Annotated in this window: 15 protein-coding genes; 14 read left to right on the top strand and 1 reads right to left on the bottom strand. The window is 69.2% G+C overall.

Going from position 1 to position 17,986, the window contains the following annotated elements; all coding sequences use genetic code 11:
• Window positions 1–73: 73 nt before the first annotated feature.
• Window positions 74–802: a GntR family transcriptional regulator gene (locus AC1HIL_RS08885; protein ID WP_261211443.1), complete on the top strand. Its 729-nt coding sequence runs from the start codon at window positions 74–76 to the stop codon at window positions 800–802.
• Here AC1HIL_RS08885 and AC1HIL_RS08880 read toward each other — a convergent pair.
• Window positions 786–1,688, bottom strand: coding sequence for a LysR family transcriptional regulator (locus AC1HIL_RS08880; protein ID WP_057595471.1), 903 nt, complete (start codon window positions 1,686–1,688; stop codon window positions 786–788). The two genes, AC1HIL_RS08885 and AC1HIL_RS08880, sit on opposite strands and share 17 nt — an antisense overlap.
• A 144-nt stretch (window positions 1,689–1,832) precedes the next feature.
• Here AC1HIL_RS08880 and AC1HIL_RS08875 point away from each other — a divergent pair, with 144 nt between their 5' ends.
• The 13 genes from AC1HIL_RS08875 to AC1HIL_RS08815 all read left to right on the top strand — a co-directional run bounded on the left by AC1HIL_RS08875 (window position 1,833) and on the right by AC1HIL_RS08815 (window position 17,985).
• Complete coding sequence (locus tag AC1HIL_RS08875; RefSeq protein WP_479671625.1) at window positions 1,833–3,968, top strand: 3-hydroxyacyl-CoA dehydrogenase NAD-binding domain-containing protein; 2,136 nt, start codon at window positions 1,833–1,835, stop codon at window positions 3,966–3,968.
• A gap of 30 nt (window positions 3,969–3,998) precedes the next feature.
• The gene (locus AC1HIL_RS08870; RefSeq protein WP_296737913.1) at window positions 3,999–5,189 is read left to right on the top strand and encodes an acetyl-CoA C-acyltransferase; all 1,191 of its coding nucleotides are present in this window, start codon (window positions 3,999–4,001) and stop codon (window positions 5,187–5,189) included.
• 10 nt (window positions 5,190–5,199) lie between these two features.
• Window positions 5,200–6,408, top strand: a complete 1,209-nt coding sequence (locus AC1HIL_RS08865; RefSeq protein ID WP_057595475.1) for an acyl-CoA dehydrogenase family protein — start codon at window positions 5,200–5,202, stop codon at window positions 6,406–6,408.
• Between the two features lie 12 nt (window positions 6,409–6,420).
• Entirely contained in the window at window positions 6,421–7,563 is a 1,143-nt protein-coding gene (locus AC1HIL_RS08860) for an acyl-CoA dehydrogenase family protein (protein ID WP_479671624.1), read from the top strand.
• Window positions 7,560–8,369, top strand: coding sequence for an oxepin-CoA hydrolase, alternative type (locus AC1HIL_RS08855; RefSeq protein ID WP_479671623.1), 810 nt, complete (start codon window positions 7,560–7,562; stop codon window positions 8,367–8,369). The genes AC1HIL_RS08860 and AC1HIL_RS08855 overlap by 4 nt, the downstream gene beginning before the upstream one ends.
• A gap of 73 nt (window positions 8,370–8,442) precedes the next feature.
• Window positions 8,443–9,651, top strand: a complete 1,209-nt coding sequence (locus AC1HIL_RS08850; protein WP_479671622.1) for a CaiB/BaiF CoA transferase family protein — start codon at window positions 8,443–8,445, stop codon at window positions 9,649–9,651.
• Between the two features lie 33 nt (window positions 9,652–9,684).
• On the top strand, window positions 9,685–10,683 hold the full coding sequence (locus AC1HIL_RS08845) for a Bug family tripartite tricarboxylate transporter substrate binding protein (protein WP_057595483.1): 999 nt from the start codon (window positions 9,685–9,687) through the stop codon (window positions 10,681–10,683).
• Between the two features lie 50 nt (window positions 10,684–10,733).
• Entirely contained in the window at window positions 10,734–12,695 is a 1,962-nt protein-coding gene (locus AC1HIL_RS08840) for an acyl-CoA synthetase (RefSeq protein ID WP_479671621.1), read from the top strand.
• Window positions 12,696–12,771: 76 nt separating this feature from the next.
• Window positions 12,772–13,788: a Bug family tripartite tricarboxylate transporter substrate binding protein gene (locus AC1HIL_RS08835; protein ID WP_261211456.1), complete on the top strand. Its 1,017-nt coding sequence runs from the start codon at window positions 12,772–12,774 to the stop codon at window positions 13,786–13,788.
• A 31-nt stretch (window positions 13,789–13,819) separates the two neighbouring features.
• Window positions 13,820–14,569 carry an electron transfer flavoprotein subunit beta/FixA family protein gene (locus AC1HIL_RS08830; protein WP_208507727.1) on the top strand — a complete coding sequence of 250 codons (750 nt, stop codon included), beginning with the start codon at window positions 13,820–13,822 and terminating at the stop codon, window positions 14,567–14,569.
• Window positions 14,570–14,583: 14 nt separating this feature from the next.
• Window positions 14,584–15,516: an electron transfer flavoprotein subunit alpha/FixB family protein gene (locus AC1HIL_RS08825; protein WP_479671620.1), complete on the top strand. Its 933-nt coding sequence runs from the start codon at window positions 14,584–14,586 to the stop codon at window positions 15,514–15,516.
• Window positions 15,517–15,530: 14 nt separating this feature from the next.
• The gene (locus AC1HIL_RS08820; protein WP_395348931.1) at window positions 15,531–16,502 is read left to right on the top strand and encodes an NAD(P)H-dependent flavin oxidoreductase; all 972 of its coding nucleotides are present in this window, start codon (window positions 15,531–15,533) and stop codon (window positions 16,500–16,502) included.
• A gap of 1,162 nt (window positions 16,503–17,664) precedes the next feature.
• Complete coding sequence (locus AC1HIL_RS08815; RefSeq protein WP_479671618.1) at window positions 17,665–17,985, top strand: transcriptional regulator; 321 nt, start codon at window positions 17,665–17,667, stop codon at window positions 17,983–17,985.
• The last annotated feature ends 1 nt before the right edge of the window (window position 17,986 follow it).

Genomic DNA, 17,986 nt, shown 5'->3' with positions numbered 1-17,986 from the left:
TACTATTGTATTGACATCAATACTTTTAGCCAACACCCCGGTCCGCCCCGTCATCGACCGCTAAGATTTGGACATGGACCTCAACAGGCAGCCCGGCGTGGCACTGCATCACCAGATCTCGACCCTGATCGAGGACATGGTCGCCAGCGGGCGGCTGCGCGACGGCGACCAGCTCCCCACCGAGGAGGAGCTGCGCGAGAAGTACGGCGTCTCGCGCGTCACGGTGCGGCGCGCGCTGCAGTCGCTGGAGGAACGCGGCCTGCTCAAACGCCAGCGCGGCCGCGGCACCTACGTGTCGGCGCCCTTGCGCTCGGCGCCGCTGCCGATGCCGATGGAGTCCTTCCTCGCGACCATGGCCGAGCGCCGCTCGCGCAGCAAGCCGTCGGTGAAGGAGTTCGGCTTCGTGCCCGCGCCCGCCGACGTGGCCACCGCGCTGCGGCTGGAGGAAGGCACGCCGGTGCTCCAGGTGGTGCGGCTGCGCAGCACCGGGCGGCTGCCGATCCTGCACAGCATCGTCCACCTCATCGAGGACGTGGGCCGGCGCTTCGCGCGGGCCGATTTCTCGCGGCTGTCGTTGACCGAGCTGCTGCAGGGCCAGGGCATCCGCTACGGCCGCATCGAGATGCTCACGCGCGCCACGCTGGCCGACGCGCCGCTGGCCGCGCTGCTCGGCGTGCCGATGGCCTCGGCGCTGGTCGACGTGCTGCGCATCGGCCACGACGAGGCCGACCGGCCCTTCGAGTTCCAGCGCCTGCGCGGCCCGTCGGACCGCTTCCACTCGCACGTCACGATCCGGGGCTGACCTCGCGCACGCGCTCCAGCGTGTAGTCGATGAAGGTGCGGATCGCGCGCGTGTGCTGGCGGTTCGGCATGTAGAGCATGAACATCTGGGTGCCGAAGATCGACAGCCGCCAGTCGTCGAGCGTGGTCAGCACCTCGCCGCGGCGCACGTCCTCGGCCACCACGTAGTCGGGCACCAGCCCGATGCCCAGGCCCGCGAGGATGGCCTGGCGCAGGAACAGGAAGTTCTCCGAGATCAGGGTCGGCTCGAGCACCACCTCGCGCCGGATCTCGCCCTGGTAGGCCGACACCCGCAGCTGCCGCCCGATGACCGCGGCCGTGACCACCGGCGCGCCATGCAGCCCGTCGAGCTGCTCGGGCAGCGGATGCCGCGCCGCGTAGTCGCGCGAGGCGCAGGCCACGTAGCGCACCGGGCCCATCGCGCGCGCCACCAGGTTCTGCGGCGGCTCGGGGATCACGCGGATCGCGATGTCGACCTCGTCGCGCAGCAGGTCCTCGATGCGGTTCTCGAACACCACGTCGAGCACGATGCCCGGGTAGCGGCGCTTGAAGTCGATCAGCCAGTCGGCCATGACCAGTTGCCCGTAGCCGCTGGGCACGCTCAGCCGCACCTGGCCCTGCAGCCCCTCGCCCAGCGTGGTGACCGATTCGCGCGCCGCGCGCAGCTCGCCCTGGATCGCGGTGCCGTGCTGGTACAGGCGCAGGCCGATCTCGGTGGGCTCGGCGCGCCGGGTGGTGCGCCGCACCAGCTGCGCGCCGACCGAGCGCTCGAGCTGGTTCAGGTGGTAGCTGACGTTGGCCCGGGTCATCTTGAGCCGGCGCGCGGCCGCGCTCAGGTTGCCGGCATCGATGATTTCGACCAGCAGGGTCAGCGATTGGAGGTCCATGGCCGGGATTTTGTCAAAAATCCTTTGACAGTCTGTCAACCGGCTATGCAATTGTCAAAACGGGGATGGGTGCAAAGAATGCGGGGTTCACCCCTCCAGAGCCTCGCGCCGCTCCGGCGCGTCACCGAGACAAGCGACACGCACATGGCCACCCCGACCTCCAGCCCCTCCACGTCCTCCGGTCCCGTCGCCTTCGAGCGCCAGGGCGACGTCTTCGTCGTGACCATCGACAACCCGCCCGTCAACGCCCTGGGCGTGGACGTGCGCCGCGGCCTCGTGGCCGCCATCGACGCGGCCGAGGCCGACGCCGCGGCCAAGGCCGTGCTGATCGTCGGCGCGGGCCGCAACTTCATCGCCGGTGCCGACATCCGCGAGTTCGGCCAGGCGCCGCAGCCGCCCTCGCTGCCCGAGGCCTGCCTGAAGATCGAGAACTGCAGCAAGCCCGTGATCGCCGCCATCCATGGCGCCGCGCTCGGCGGCGGCCTCGAGGTGGCGCTGTCGGCCCACTACCGCCTGGCCTCCCCCACCGCCAAGCTGGGCCTGCCCGAAGTCGCGCTGGGCCTGTTGCCCGGCTCGGGCGGCACGCAGCGCACGCCGCGCCTGATCGGCGTGAAGCCCGCCATCGAGCTGATGCTCAGCGGCCGCCACGCGCTCGCGAAGGAAGCGCTGTCGCTGGGCCTGGTCGACCGCCTCGGCAGCGAGGCCGACGCGCGCACCGAAGGCCTGGCGTATGCCAGGGAACTGATCGCCGCCAACGCCCCGGTGCGCCGCACGCGCGAGGCCGGCGCGCTGGCCGACCAGGAAGCCAGCCGCGCCGCCCTCGAGGCCGCGCGCGCCGACACCGCCAAGAAGAGCCGCGGCCTGTTCTCGCCGATGAAGATCGTCGAGGCGGTCGAGGGCGCGCTCACGCTGCCCTTCGACGAAGGCATGGCGCTCGAGCGCAAGCTGTTCCTGCAGTGCATCGACAGCCCGCAGCGCGCCGGCCTGATCCACGCCTTCTTCGCCGAGCGCGAAGTGCTCAAGGCACCCGAGACCCGCTCCGCCAGCCCGCGGCCGCTCGAGTCGGCCGGCATCGTCGGCGGCGGCACCATGGGCGCGGGCATCGCGGTGGCGATGCTCGACGCCGGCCTGCCCGTGACCATGATCGAGCGCGACGACACCCAGCTCGCGCGCGGCCGCGCCAACGTCGAGAAGGTCTACGACGGCCTGATCGCCAAGGGCCGCATCACGCCCGAGGCCAAGGCCGCCGTGATGGCGCGCTTCTCGGGCTCGACCTCGTACGACGCGCTCGCCGGCGTCGACATCGTGGTCGAGGCCGTGTTCGAGGACATGGGCGTGAAGAAGGCCGTGTTCGCCGAGCTCGACCGCGTCTGCAAGCAGGGCGCGGTGCTGGCCACCAACACCTCCTACCTCGACATCGACGAGATCGCCGCCAGCATCTCGCGGCCGCAGGACGTGGTGGGCCTGCACTTCTTCTCGCCGGCCAACATCATGAAGCTGCTCGAGATCGTGGTGCCCGCCAAGGTGCGCGCCGACGTGGTTGCCACCGGCTTCGAACTCGCGAAGAAGCTCAAGAAGGTGCCGGTGCGCGCGGGCGTGTGCGACGGCTTCATCGGCAACCGCATCCTGGCCGTGTACCGCCAGGCCGCCGACCACATGATGGAGGACGGCGCCTCGCCCTACGAGATCGACGCCGCCGTGCGCAACTTCGGCTACCCGATGGGCCCGTTCCAGGTCTCGGACCTCGCGGGCGGCGACATCGGCTGGGCCACGCGCAAGCGCAAGGCCGCCACGCGCGACCCGAAGGCGCGCTACGTGCAGGTGGCCGACCGCATCTGCGAGCGCGGCTGGTTCGGCCAGAAGACGCAGCGCGGCTACTACCTCTATCCCGAAGGCGCGCGCACCGGCCAGCCCGACCCCGAGGTGCTCGCGATCATCGATGCCGAGCGCGAACGCGCGGGTGTCAAGCCACGCGCCTTCACCGAGGAGGAAATCATGCGCCGCTACATGGCCGCGATGATCAACGAGGGCGCCAACGTCGTGCTGCAGCGCATCGCGCTGCGCCCCCTCGACGTCGACGTGACCTTCCTCTACGGCTACGGCTTCCCGCGCCACCGCGGCGGCCCGATGAAGTACGCCGACATGGTGGGCCTGCCGAAGGTGCTGGCCGACATCCAGGAGTTCGCGAAGGAAGACCCGATCTTCTGGAAGCCGTCGCCGCTGCTGGTGCAGCTGGTCGAGCGCGGCGCCGACTTCGCGAGCCTCAACCAATCCGAGTAATCACAGAGCCAGCCTCCAGGAGACATCCCCATGCGTGAAGCCGTCATCGTTTCCACCGCCCGCACCCCGCTCACCAAGGCGCACCGCGGCGAATTCAACATCACCCCCGGCCCCACGCTGGCGGCCTTCGCGGTCAAGGCCGCGGTCGAGCGCTCGGGCCTCGACCCGGCCTTGATCGAGGACGCCATCCTCGGCTGCGGCTATCCCGAGGGCACCACCGGTCGCAACATCGCGCGCCAGGCCATCGTGCGCGCGGGCCTGCCGATCTCGATCGCCGGCACCACCGTCAACCGCTTCTGCGCCTCGGGCCTGCAGGCGATCGCCATGGCCGCGGGCCGCATCGTGGTGGACGGCGCGCCGGCCATGATCGCGGGCGGCGTGGAAAGCATCTCGCAGATCCGCAGCCGCAGCGCGACCGACAGCGGCGACAACGGCATGGACCCGTGGATCGTCGAGCACAAGCCCGCGCTCTACATGGCGATGATCGAGACCGCCGACATCGTGGCCCAGCGCTACAACATCAGCCGCGAGGCGCAGGACCGCTTCTCGGCCGAGAGCCAGCGCCGCACCGAGGAAGCACAGCTCGCCGGCCGCTACAAGGACGAGATCGTCGCCTGCACCACCACCATGGCGGTGACCGACAAGGAGACCAAGGAGGTCACGCACCGCGAGGTCACGGCCACCGAGGACAACTGCAACCGCCGCGGCACCACCTACGAGGCGCTGGCCAAGCTCAAGCCCGTGATGGGCGACGACAAGTTCATCACCGCGGGCAATGCCTCGCAGCTCTCCGACGGCGCCTCGGCCTGCGTGCTGATGGAAGCCAAGGACGCCGAACGCGCCAACATCAAGCCGCTGGGCGCCTTCCGCGGCCTCGCGGTCGCGGGCTGCGAGCCCGACGAGATGGGCATCGGCCCGGTGTTCGCCGTACCCAAGCTGCTCGCGCGCCACGGCCTCAAGGTCGAGGACATCGACCTGTGGGAACTCAACGAGGCCTTCGCCTCGCAATCGATCTACTGCCAGGACCGGCTGGGCATTCCCTCGGAACGCCTCAACGTCGACGGCGGCGCGATCTCGATCGGCCACCCCTTCGGCATGACCGGCGCGCGCCTCGCGGGCCATGTGCTCATCGAAGGCAAGCGCCGCGGCGCCAAGTACGCCGTGGTCACGATGTGCATCGCCGGCGGCATGGGCGCGGCCGGCCTGTTCGAAATCTATTGAGGAGCGCGCGATGGACCTGAACTTCACTCCCGAAGAAGAAGCCTTCCGCGGCGAGGTGCGCGCCTTCCTGGCCGACAAGCTGCCCGCGCGGCTGTCGGACAAGGTGCGCAGCGGCAAGATCCTCGAGAAGGCCGACATGGAGGAATGGCATGCCATCCTCGACGCGCGCGGCTGGCTCGCCAACCACTGGCCCGAGCAGTACGGCGGCCCGGGCTGGACGGCGGTGGAGAAGTTCATCTTCGAGAACGAATGCGCGCTGGCCTTCGCGCCGCGCATCGTGCCCTTCGGCGTGAACATGCTCGGTCCGGTGCTGATCAAGTACGGCAACGAGGCGCAGAAGAAGCACTGGCTGCCGCGCATCCTCAACGGCGCCGACTGGTGGTGCCAGGGCTATTCGGAACCCGGCGCGGGCTCCGACCTCGCGGCCGTGAAGACCTCGGCCGTGCGCGGCATCGATGCCCAGGGCGACCACTACATCGTGAACGGCCAGAAGACCTGGACCACGCTGGGCCAGCACGCCAACATGATCTTCTGCCTGGTGCGCACCAACCGCGAGGCGAAGAAGCAGGAGGGCATCAGCTTCCTGCTGATCGACATGAAGTCGCCCGGCGTCGAAGTGCGCCCGATCATCACGCTCGACGGCGAGCATGAGGTCAACGAGGTGTTCTTCTCCGACGTGCGCGTGCCGGCCGAGAACCTCGTGGGCGAGGAGAACAAGGGCTGGACCTGCGCCAAGTACCTGCTGACCTACGAACGCACCAACATCGCGGGCGTGGGCTTCTCGGTGGCCGCGCTCGAACAGCTCAAGGGCATTGCCGCCAAGCAGACGAAGAACGGCAAGCCGCTGTCGGACGACCCGGCCTTCGCGGCGCGCATGGCGCGCGTGGAGATCGACCTCGAGAACATGAAGACCACCAACCTGCGCGTGATCGCGGCGGTGGCCGGCGGCGGCGTGCCGGGCGCCGAGAGCTCGATGCTCAAGATCCGCGGCACCGAGATCCGCCAGGAGATCTCGTCGCTGGCGCGCCGCGCGATGGGCGTGCATGGCCGCCCCTTCATCGCCGAGGCGCTGAAGGACGGCTTCACCGGCGAGACCTTCGGCCCGGCCTACGCCTCGGCCGCCGCCTCGCGCTACTTCAACAACCGCAAGCTGTCGATCTTCGGCGGCTCGAACGAGATCCAGAAGAACATCATCAGCAAGATGATCCTGGGCCTGTAAAGGAGAGATGCAATGAACTTCGAACACAGCGAAGACCGGCGCATGCTCGCCGACAGCCTCAACCGCTTCATCAGCGAGCAGTACGCCTTCGATGCGCGCGACCGCATCGCGAAGTCCGAGCACGGTTTCAGCAAGGAGATCTTCCAGCAGTTCGCCGAACTCGGCGTGATCGGCGCGCTGTTCGGCGAGGCCGATGGCGGCTTCGGCGGCGGCGGCTTCGACATCGCCGTGGTCTTCGAGGCCCTGGGCCGCGGCCTCGTGGTCGAGCCGCTGCTGGGCGCGGTGATGGTCGGCGAGGCGCTCGGCGCGGCCGGCACGGATGCGCAGAAAGAGAAGCTCGTCGACATCATCAACGGCGTGACCGTCGCGGCCTTCGCGCACGACGAGGCCGACACGCATTACGAACGCACGCGCGTGCGGACGAAGGCCGAGCGCAGTGGCGACGGCTGGGTGCTGAACGGCGCCAAGGCCGTGGTGCCGCAGGGCGAGCAGGCCGACCTGTTCCTGGTCTCGGCCCGCACCTCGGGCAACGTGGACGACGAAGCCGGCATCTCGCTGTTCCTCGTGCCCGCCAAGACCGCAGGCCTCACGGTGCGCGGCTGCCCGTCGATCGACGGCGGCCGTGTCGCCGAACTCTCGTTCGCCGGCCTGAAGCTGAACGCCGACGCGCTGCTGGGCGCCGAGGGCCAGGGCGCCGCGACGCTCGAGCGCGCCATCGGCCGCGGCGTGCTCGCGCTGTGCGCCGAGGCCGTGGGCGCGATGGAAGCGGCCAAGACCGCGACGCTCGACTACCTGCGCACGCGCAAGCAGTTCGGCACGCTGATCGGCAGCTTCCAGGCGCTGCAGCACCGCATGGCCGACCTGCTGCTCGAGATCGAGCAGGCGCGCTCGGCGGTCATCAACGCCGCGGCCGCCATCGACGGCGGCGACCGCCTCGCGCGCGAGCGCGCGCTGTCGGCCGCCAAGTTCAGCATCGGCCGCATCGGCGCGCTGGTGGCGGAGGAAAGCATCCAGATGCACGGCGGCATCGGCATGACCTGGGAACTGCCGCTGCCCCACTACGCCAAGCGGCTCGTGATGATCGACCACCAGCTCGGCGACGAGGACCATCACCTGCAGCGCTACATCGCACTCGGCAAGGAGGTGGCGGCATGAGCGACAACAAGACCGTGCTGATCTCGCAGGAAGGCGCCGTGCGCATCCTCACCAACAGCAACCCCGCCGCGCGCAACGCGATCACGCCCACGCTGTATGCCGAGCTCGCGGCCGCGCTGGCCGATGCGCAGGACGACCCCGAGGTCGGCGCCATCGTCTTCACCGGTGCCGGCGATTTCTTCTGCTCGGGCGGCGACCTCAACCTGCTGGCCAAGCGCCGCGAGCTGCCCGCGTCGGAACGCCGCGAGAAGCTCGAGGGCCTGAACAACCTGATCCGCGCGATCCGCGATTGCGGCAAGCCCGTGATCGCGGCCGTCGAGGGCGGCGCCGCGGGCGCGGGCCTGTCGATGGCGCTGGCCTGCGACATGCTCGTGTCGGCGCGCGATGCCTTCTACACCGTGGCCTACGTCAAGGTCGGTCTCACGCCCGATGGCGGCGCCACCGCCTTCCTGGCCGAGTTCGTCTCGCGCCAGCTGCTGACCGAGCTGTGCCTGACCGGCGACCGCCTGCCGGCCGAGCGCCTGCATGCGCTGGGCGCGGTCAACCGCCTGACCGACAAGGGCGCGGCACTCGCCGAGGCGATCGCGCTCGCGGCCAAGGTCGCGAACGGCCCGCAGCGCGCGAGCGCGCGCATCAAGTCGCTATGCCGCCAGGCGCATCGCGCCACGCTCGAGGAACAACTCGAGGCCGAGGCCGTCTACATGGTCGAGTCGCAGGCCGATGCCGAGGCCGCCGAAGGCATCGGTGCCTTCCTCGGCAAGCGCAAGGCCGACTTCGCCGCGCTGCGTCGGCAGGACAAGTCCTGACGCTGGCCGCCACCGCTTCTTCCCCGGCCTCGCGCGCACCCGCGCCGAGGCCTCACGTCTTTCCGGAGCCCCCATGCCCTCGCTGAATTCCTCGCTGCCGCTCGCCGGCGTGCGCGTCCTCGACCTCTCCCGCATCCTCGCGGGCCCCTGGTGCGGCATGGTGCTGGCCGACATGGGCGCGGAGGTCATCAAGGTCGAGCACCCGGGCCGCGGCGACGACACGCGCGACTGGGGCCTGCGCGTGGGCAAGACCGAGACCGCCTACTTCAACAGCGTCAACCGCAACAAGCGCTCGGTCACGCTCGACCTGCAGACGCCCGAGGGCCAGCAGCTCGCGCGCGATCTCGCGAAGCAGTGCGACGTGCTGATCCAGAACTTCAAGTTCGGCGGCATCGACAAGCTGGGCCTGGGCTACGAGCAGCTGAGCAAGGAGAACCCGCGCCTCGTCTACTGCTCGATCTCGGGCTACGACCGCACCGGCCCCGAGGCCGCGCGCCCCGGCTACGACCTCGTGGTGCAGGGCGAGGCCGGCCTGATGGCGCTCAACGGCGAGGCCGACCAGCCGCCGCTGAAGTTCGGCGTGGCGGCCGTCGACCTGTTCACCGGCATGTACTCGGCGCAGGCCATCCTCGCCGCGCTCTACCAGCGCGAGAAGACCGGCCACGGCCGGCACGTGGAGATGGCGCTGTTCGACTGCGGCCTGATGATCACCGCCTACTACGGCCTCGAGGCGCTGCTGCTGGGCGAGGACCCGCCGCGCTACGGCAACTCGCATCCCTCGATCGTGCCCTACGGCGTGTTCGACGCGGCCGACGGCCCGCTGGTCATCACCGTGGGCAACAACGCGCAGTTCGCGCGCTTCTGCACCGAGGTGATCGAGCGGCCCGACCTCGCGGCCGACGAGCGCTTCAAGACCAACATCCTGCGCTCGGCCAACCGCGCGGTGCTGCTGCCGCAGCTGCATGCCGAACTCGCGAAGCGCCCGCGCGCCGCGCTGCTCGAAAAGCTGAGTGCCGCCGGCATTCCCTGCGGCGAGGTACTGGGCCTGCTCGAGGCGCTGCAATCGAAGCGCGCCACCGACGCCGGCCTGGTCACGCGCCAGCCGCATCCGGTCGCGGGCACGGTCGACGTGCTCGCGCCCCCTTACCGTTTCGATGGCGAGCGCCTGCCGGTGCGCAGCGCGCCGCCCACCCTGGGCGAAGGCACGCACGACGTGCTCCAGTCCTTGCTCGGCCTGTCGGATGAAAAGCTGGCAGCGCTGAAAAGCAGCGGCGTCGTCTGACGGCGCCACTTTGTTCCCCTGAAGCAGAAGTCCATGGCCTCCCTCTCTCTCCGTACCCTCCGCAGTCCCCTTCGCCGTGCACTCCTCGCGCTCGCCCTTCCCCTCGCCGCCGGTGCCGCCTTCGCGCAGGCCTGGCCGGCCAAGCCGATCACGCTGATCGTGCCCTTCCCGCCCGGCGGTCCCACCGACGTGGCCTCGCGCATCGTGGCGCAGAAGATGTCGGCCGCGCTCGGCCAGAACATCGTGATCGACAACCGCAGCGGCGCCTCGGGCACCGTGGGCGCGGCCGCCGCCGCGCGCGCGCCGGCCGATGGCTACACCTTCGTGATGCTGGCCACGCCCACGCTGCTGGCCTCGCACCTCTACGGCCCGACCGGCTACGACATCTTCAAGAACTTCACGCCCGTGGGCAGCGTCTACGACCTGCCGATCGTGCTGGTGGTCAATCCCAAGGCGCTGCCCGAGGTGACCGGCCTGCAGGGCCTGATCGCCAAGGCCAAGGCCGAGAACGGCAAGCTCAACTACACGACCGCGGGCGCCGGCAGCTTCGGCCACCTGACGACCGAGCAGCTCAAGAACATCGGCAAGTTCGAGATGCAGCACGTGCCCTACCGCGGCAGCGCGCCGGCCGTGACCGACCTGATCGGCGGCCAGGTGCCCGCGATGTTCTCCGACCTCGTGGCCGTGATCCCGCACATCCGCGCAGGCAAGCTGCGCGCCATCGCGGTCGGCTCGGGCCAGCGCGTGAGCCTCCTGCCCGACGTGAAGACGGTGGCCGAGCAGGGCTTCCCGGGCTTCGACGCCACCTCGTGGGGCGGCCTGCTGGCACCGGCCGGCACGCCCAAGGACGTGGTCGAGCGCATGAGCGCCGAACTCAAGAAGGCGCTGGCCGACAAGGAAGTGCAGGACAAGCTGCAGGGCGTGGGCTCGTTCGCGGCCTACCGCACCGCCGACCAGACCGCCGAACGCATGCGCCAGGACTTCGAGCGCTGGGGCAAGGTCATCCGCGACAACCACATCACGAACCAGTAAAACAGCCGGGCCGACACGGCGACGATTTCAAGGGAACAAGGAGACAGGCCATGACCGACAGGAACGACCGGCACGACAACGACTACGCGACGCCCGTGGGCGCGCCGTTCCGGCCCGCGCGCCCCGTGCGCAGCCTCGCCGACATCCAGGCGCTCGAGCAGACGCCGCTCGCGCAGGCGCTCACGGTGCGCAGCACCTACGAGATCTTCCGCAACGCGGGCCATGCCTTCGGCGACAAGACGGCGCTGACCTTCCTGCGCACCGGCAACCCGGACGACGCGCCGATCCGCTGGTCGTATGCCGAACTGCTCGCGCGCATCCACCAGACCGCGAACCTGCTGCATGGCCTGGGCGTGGGCCCGAACGACGCGGTGGCGGTGCTGCTGCCGGGCTGCCTCGAATACCACCTCGCGCTCTGGGGCGGCGAGGCGGCCGGCATCGTGCAGCCGCTCAATCCGCTGCTCACCGACGAGAAGCTGGTCGCGCTGATGACCGCGGCCCGCGCCAAGGTGCTGATCGCCTACGGCTCGGACGCCGAGTCGGGCATGTGGTCGAAGGCGCTGCGGCTGCGCGGCCAGGTGCCCGGGCTCACCACCCTGCTGCGCGTGGCACCGCACGACGAGGCACCGGGCGCGGCGGGCGCGCTGCCCGAGGGCGTGGCCGACTTCGACGCGCTGCGTACGGCTCAGCCCGATGACCGCCTCGTGAGCGGCCGCGACATCGCCTCGAGCGACATCGCCGCCTACTTCCACACCGGCGGCACCACCGGCGCGCCCAAGCTCGCGCGCCACAGCCATGGCGCGCAGGTGTTCACCGCCTGGGCCAGCGTGCAGGTCGCGGGCATGAACGAGCACGGCATCTCGATCAACGGCTATCCGCTGTTCCACGTGGCCGGCGTGCTGCCGGCCTCGCTGGCCTCGCTGTCGGCCGGCGTGGAGGTGGTGATCCCCACGCCCTCGCTGCTGCGCAACAAGGAGGTGCTGGCCAACTACTGGAAGCTGGTCGCGAAGTACCGCCCGACCTCGCTGTCGGCCGTGCCCACGGTGCTCGCGGCGCTGGCCAACGTGCCTCTCGACGGCGCCGACATCTCCTCGATCACCTACTGCCGCACCGGCGCGGCCGTGCTCTCGCCCGAACTCGCCGCGCGCTTCGAGCGCCTGTTCGGCCTGCACGTGCACGAGAGCCTGGGCATGACCGAGATGGCCGGCATCTCGACCATCACGCCGCCCGGCGTCGACGGCCCCGCGGGCTGCGTCGGCTTTCGGCTGCCCTACATGCAGATGCGCGTGGTGGCGCTCGACGAGAACGGCAACGCGAGCGACCGCGAGGTGCCGCGCGGCGAGACCGGCATGGTGCTGTTCAAGTCGCCCAACGTGTTCTCGGGCTTCGTCGACCCGGCCGACAACGCCAAGGCCTTCACGGCCGACGGCTGGCTCGCCACCGGCGACCTCGGCTGGATCGACAGCGAGGAGCGGCTCAACCTCACGGGCCGCTCGAAGGACCTGATCATCCGCAGCGGCCACAACATCGATCCCAAGGTGATCGAGGACGCACTGAGCGCGCACCCCGCGGTGCAGGTCTGCGCCGCGGTCGGCGCGCCCGATGCCTACGCGGGCGAACTGCCCGTGGTGTTCGCGACGCTGGTGCCCGGCGGCGCCGCCACCGAGGACGAGCTGCTGGCCTTCACCGCCGCGCGCGTCGACGAGGCACCGGCCAAGCCCAAGTGGGTGGCGCTGGTCGATGCGCTGCCGATGACCAACGTCGGCAAGATCTACAAGCCCGAGCTGCGCGCGATGGCCGCGAGCCGCGTGGTGGCCGCGACCGTGGCCGAGCTGTGCACCGAACTCGGCCTGCCCGAGGCCGCGCGCCCGGGCGTGACGCACGAGGGCGAGAGCCTGGTGCGCGTGACCATCGACTCCGCCGCCGCCGGCGCGCAGTCCGCTGCTCTCTCGGAGCGGCTGCAGAAGGCGCTCGAGCCACTGCCTTTCAAGACCCGCGTCGCGACGGCCTGAAGCCGCCGCACGGCGGGCCGCAGCGCACGGCCCGCCGCCTTTCGTTTCTCCGACCCCAAGAACCATCAGGGACACCATGACCATCACCCGACACCCGACCCGTCGCGCGCTGCTGCGCGCCACCGCCACCACCGCAGGTGCTGCCGCCCTGTTCGCGCTGGCCCATGCGCCGGCCCAGGCCCAGGCGCCCTATCCGAACAAGCCGATCCGCATGGTCGTGCCCTTCCAGGCCGGCGGCGCCACCGACGTGCTCGCGCGCGTGCTGGGCCAGAAGATGTCGGCCGGCCTCGGCCAGCCCATCGTCGTCGACAACAAGCCCGGCGCGGCCGGCATCATCGGCACCGATGCGGTCGCCAAGTCGGCGCCCGACGGCTACACCATCGTGCTGGGGCTGAGCAATTCGCTGATGACCAACGAGTTCCTCTACGAGAAGCTGCCCTACGACACGCAGCGCGACCTCACGCTGGTCTACCAGATCGCGGCCGCGCCGCTGGTGCTGGTGGTGCATCCCAGCGTGCCCGCCAAGACCGGGCCCGAGCTGCTGAAGTACGTCGTCGCCAACAAGGGCAAGGTGGCCTATGGCTCGTACGGCATCGGCGCCTATCCGCACCTGGCCGGCGCGCACATGAGCCTTGCCACGCAGTCCGACATGAGCCACGTCGCCTACAAGGGCGAGGCGCCGATGATGCAGGACCTGATCGGCGGCCAGATCCAGATGGCCTATGCCAGCGCGCTGGTCGCCAAGCCGCACATCGACTCCGGGAAGATCCGCGCCATCGGCGTGAGCGGCGAGCGCCGGATGAGCACCCTGCCCAACGTGCCCACGCTGGCCGAGCAGGGCCTCAAGGACGAGGCCTACCGCGTCACCGGCTGGCTCGCCATCGCCGTGCCCGCCAAGACGCCCAAGCCCATCGTGGACCGCATCGCCGAGGAAGTGCGCAAGGCCACGCAGCAGCCCGACGTGCGCGAGCGCATCGCGGCCATGGGCTTCGAGATCAAGGACAGCTCGCCCGAACTCTTCGCCGCCGCCTGGAAGGCCGAGCGGCCGATCTGGGAGCGCCTCATCAAGCAGTCGGGCGCGAAGCTCGAGTGAACCCCCTCCGTTTCTCATTGAAGGACCAGCCATGAAGATTCTCGTTCCCGTCAAACGGGTCGTCGACTACAACGTGAAGGTGCGCGTCAAGAGCGACGGCACGGGCGTGGACATCGCCAACGTCAAGATGAGCATGAACCCCTTCGACGAGATCGCCGTCGAAGAGGCCGTGCGCCTGAAGGAGAAGGGCGTGGTGACCGAGGTCATCGCCGTCTCGTGCGGCGACGCCAAGTCGCAGGAGACCCTGCGCACCGCGATGGCCATCGGCGCCGACCGCGGCATCCTGGTCGAAACCTCGGAAGAACTGCAGCCGCTGGCTGTCGCCAAGCTGCTCAAGGCGCTGGTCGACAAGGAACAGCCCTCGCTCATCATCCTGGGCAAGCAGGCCATCGACGACGATGCCAACCAGACCGGCCAGATGCTGGCTGCCTTGGCCGACCTGCCGCAAGCCACCTTCGCGAGCAAGGTCGAAGTCGCCGGTGACAAGGCCAACGTGACGCGTGAAGTCGACGGCGGCCTCGAGACCGTCTCGCTCACGCTGCCGGCCGTCATCACGACCGACCTGCGCCTCAACGAGCCGCGCTACGTCACGCTGCCCAACATCATGAAGGCCAAGAAGAAGCAGCTCGACACCTTCAAGCCCGAGGACCTCGGCGTGGACGTCAAGCCGCGGCTGAAGACCCTCAAGGTCTCGGAACCGCCGAAGCGCGGTGCCGGCATCAAGGTGCCCGACGTGGCGACCCTGGTGGACAAGCTGAAGAACGAAGCCAAAGTGATCTGAGGAAGACAACGAACATGACCGCACTCGTCATTGCCGAACACGACCACGCCAGCATCAAGCCGGCCACCCTCAACACCGTGACCGCCGCGCTCGCCTGCGGTAGCGACGTCCACGTGCTCGTGGCCGGCGCCAACGCGGCCGAAGCCGCCAAGGCCGCTGCCCAGATCGCCGGTGTCTCCAAGGTCATCGCGGCCGACAGCGCCAGCCTCGCCGAGAACCTCGCCGAGAACGTCGCGGCGCAAGTCCTCGCGATCGCTTCCAACTACAGCCACATCCTGTTCCCCTCGACCGCCAACGGCAAGAACGTCGCGCCGCGCGTGGCCGCCAAGCTCGACGTCGCGCAGATCAGCGACATCACCAAGGTCGACAGCCCCGACACCTTCGAGCGTCCGATCTACGCGGGCAATGCGATCGCCACCGTGCAGAGCAGCGATGCGACCAAGGTGATCACCGTTCGCACCACCGGCTTCGATGCCGCGGCCGCCACCGGTGGCAGCGCATCGGTCGAAACCGCCGAAGGCGTGGCCGACAGCGGCAAGAGCAGCTTCGTGGGCCGCGAGGTCACGAAGAGCGAACGCCCCGAACTGACGGCCGCCAAGATCATCGTCTCGGGCGGCCGCGCGCTGGGCAGCGCCGAGAAGTTCACCGAAGTGATGGCCCCGCTCGCCGACAAGCTCAACGCGGGCCTCGGTGCCAGCCGCGCCGCGGTCGACGCGGGCTACGCCCCCAACGACTGGCAAGTGGGCCAGACCGGCAAGATCGTCGCGCCGCAGCTGTACATCGCCGCGGGCATCTCGGGTGCGATCCAGCATCTGGCGGGCATGAAGGACTCGAAGGTCATCGTGGCGATCAACAAGGACGAGGAAGCGCCGATCTTCTCGGTGGCCGACTACGGCCTCGTGGCCGACCTGTTCACGGCCGTGCCGGAACTGGTGAAGACGCTGTAAGAGGAAGCGCCCGCATGAAGACCCGCATCACCGAGCTGCTCGGCATCCGCTACCCGATCGTGCAGGGCGGCATGCAGTGGGTGGGCCGCGCCGAACTGGCCGCGGCCGTCTCCAACGCCGGCGGCCTGGGCATCGTGACCGCGCTCACGCAGCCCACGCCCGACGACCTGCGCCGCGAGGTCGAGCGCACCCGCGCGCTCACCGACAAGCCCTTCGGCGTGAACCTCACCATCCTGCCGGCCGTGAAGCCGCCGCCCTATGCCGAGTACGTGCAGGCGATCATCGACAGCGGCGTGAAGATCGTGGAGACCGCGGGCAACAGCCCGAAGGACTTCATCGAGGCGCTCAAGCGCCACGACGTGAAGATCGTCCACAAGTGCACCTCGGTGCGCCATGCGCTGTCGGCCGAACGCAATGGCGTCGACGCCGTGTCGGTCGACGGCTTCGAGTGCGCGGGCCATCCGGGCGAGGACGACGTGCCGGGCCTGATCCTGCTGCCGATCGCGGCGCGCAAGCTGCGCATTCCGATCATCGCCTCGGGCGGCATCGCCGACGGCCGCGGCATGGCGGCCGCGCTCGCGCTGGGCGCCGAGGGCGTGAACATGGGCACGCGCTTCTGCGTGACCAGGGAAGCGCCGATCCACGACAACATCAAGCAGGCGTTGGTGGATGCGAGCGAGCGCGACACCAAGCTGATGTTCCGCACCATGCGCAACACCGCGCGCGTGTTCCGCAACGCGATCTCCGAAGAGGTGGTGGCCACGGAGAACCGTCCGGGCGGCTGCGAGTTCGAGGAGATCCGCCCGCTGGTGGCAGGCGCGCGCGGCCGCGCGGCGCTGGAGTCGGGCGCGGTGCAGGACGGCGTGGTCTCGGCCGGCCAATGCATCGGATTGATCGACGACATCCCGACTTGCGCGGAACTGCTGGAACGCATGGTGCGCGAGTGCCGCGAGCATCTGGACCGGGCGCGGTCCTGGATGGACTGAGTCTTTTCCTGCCCGCATCCCGGCGGCGCTCAAGCCGACCGGGACATTCGCGCCACGGCCTCTTCGAGGCCCGTGCGCCGTGCATTGCGGAAGCTGCATTTATTGGCGGTTGCCGCGACTTCGTGCCGAACGGCACGGCAACCCGCCCACTTCTTCCCTAGAGTTGATGCCCCTGTCACTCGCTACCCCAACCGTGGGAGCAGAAAGGCGCAACACACCAATCCACTAACGAGATGTTCTAAGGCTGCTTGCCTCGCGGCAGGTCGTCGGTGCGAAAGCAGCGATGCGGATGCGAGGTATCAAAAGGCGACGGCCGAGGTGTAACGAGCACCCCGGCCGTCTAACCAAGTTCGTGCACACCCCCGAAAGGAACCGCACAAAAATGGCTACCAAGACTATAGCCCGGCGTCGCACGCCGGTAGCTTCCGGAGACAACGCCCAAGGCCCGGCGGATCTCCTCGAAAACACCCTCTCCCAACTCGAAGCGCTTCTGTGGGCTTCCCACGGAAGAGACATCGATTGGTGTAGCGGTGACGGGCCTCGCCAACTGGACAACCTGCTGTGGCTCGCTGCGGACCTCGCTCGCAAGGCTGGGGAGCTGTTTCAGTTGAGCGAGATGGCGCGACGTGGAGCGCTTGAGACTGGCGGGTAAGGGCTGGTCTGCGGGCTGCGGGTTCGCGGCCCGCTCTGTGGAGCGGGTTCTTGGGCGCGATCACTAGAGCCTTCGTGATCGAGCGGATTCGGTTCGGTTGATTTTTGCAGGGTGGGCGTCAATGGCAGCTATGTGTTTAGTGCTGATCGTCGACATACAAGGCGAGCATCTTTTTGCTGCGATTGCCGGCGATGGGCCGCCGCCTACGGTCGAACGCACGATCCAAAACGCACTGCAACCCGCTGGCGGGCTGAAGCTGATCCATTCAGTCGCAGCAGAAGGTCGTGTGGCGGCGTAAGCGTGCCCGAGGTGGCGGGGTGCGCCCGCGACGCTTGCCACCGACTCGATCTCCCTGCGCCTGCCAAGTCTGTTAACCAGCGGCGGCAGCGCTGGCGCGATGCTCTGAAGGGTTGCAACGCAGGGCAACTGGCGGTTGCCGCAAGGTAACATCTGCGTTACCTATGATCCAAACACGACGCTTCTTCGCGTCGCATGCCTCCGGAGACCAACGTGGCACTCACCCGCGAGTTTAAGGAAACAATCCAGGCACGGGTACGTGCAGATCGCCCGTTCCGCGATGCGCTCCTGCGCGATGGAGTCGAGCGCATGTTGGGTGGAGATGTCGAGTCCGGCAAGGCGGTGCTACGCGACTACATTAAGGCCGTCGTCGGCTTCGAGCAGCTAGGGGCCGCGACCGGCGCGTCCGCCAAGAGTCTCATCCGCATGTTTGGGCCGCGGGGCAATCCGCAGGCTCGCAATCTGTTCGCCGTCATCAGTCATCTGCAGCGCGAGGCTGGGCTCACGTTGCACGTAACGTCGCAATCCCAGTAAG

Source organism: Variovorax sp. ISS6 (genome assembly GCF_056523145.1).
This window is presented reverse-complemented; position numbering and strand designations above follow the sequence as displayed.

Coding starts and splice junctions, on each gene's coding strand:
- AC1HIL_RS08885 (WP_261211443.1), top strand. CDS start 74: ATGGACCTCAACAGGCAGCCCGGCGTGGCACTGCATCACCAGATCTCG.
- AC1HIL_RS08880 (WP_057595471.1), bottom strand. CDS start 1,688: ATGGACCTCCAATCGCTGACCCTGCTGGTCGAAATCATCGATGCCGGC.
- AC1HIL_RS08875 (WP_479671625.1), top strand. CDS start 1,833: ATGGCCACCCCGACCTCCAGCCCCTCCACGTCCTCCGGTCCCGTCGCC.
- AC1HIL_RS08870 (WP_296737913.1), top strand. CDS start 3,999: ATGCGTGAAGCCGTCATCGTTTCCACCGCCCGCACCCCGCTCACCAAG.
- AC1HIL_RS08865 (WP_057595475.1), top strand. CDS start 5,200: ATGGACCTGAACTTCACTCCCGAAGAAGAAGCCTTCCGCGGCGAGGTG.
- AC1HIL_RS08860 (WP_479671624.1), top strand. CDS start 6,421: ATGAACTTCGAACACAGCGAAGACCGGCGCATGCTCGCCGACAGCCTC.
- AC1HIL_RS08855 (WP_479671623.1), top strand. CDS start 7,560: ATGAGCGACAACAAGACCGTGCTGATCTCGCAGGAAGGCGCCGTGCGC.
- AC1HIL_RS08850 (WP_479671622.1), top strand. CDS start 8,443: ATGCCCTCGCTGAATTCCTCGCTGCCGCTCGCCGGCGTGCGCGTCCTC.
- AC1HIL_RS08845 (WP_057595483.1), top strand. CDS start 9,685: ATGGCCTCCCTCTCTCTCCGTACCCTCCGCAGTCCCCTTCGCCGTGCA.
- AC1HIL_RS08840 (WP_479671621.1), top strand. CDS start 10,734: ATGACCGACAGGAACGACCGGCACGACAACGACTACGCGACGCCCGTG.
- AC1HIL_RS08835 (WP_261211456.1), top strand. CDS start 12,772: ATGACCATCACCCGACACCCGACCCGTCGCGCGCTGCTGCGCGCCACC.
- AC1HIL_RS08830 (WP_208507727.1), top strand. CDS start 13,820: ATGAAGATTCTCGTTCCCGTCAAACGGGTCGTCGACTACAACGTGAAG.
- AC1HIL_RS08825 (WP_479671620.1), top strand. CDS start 14,584: ATGACCGCACTCGTCATTGCCGAACACGACCACGCCAGCATCAAGCCG.
- AC1HIL_RS08820 (WP_395348931.1), top strand. CDS start 15,531: ATGAAGACCCGCATCACCGAGCTGCTCGGCATCCGCTACCCGATCGTG.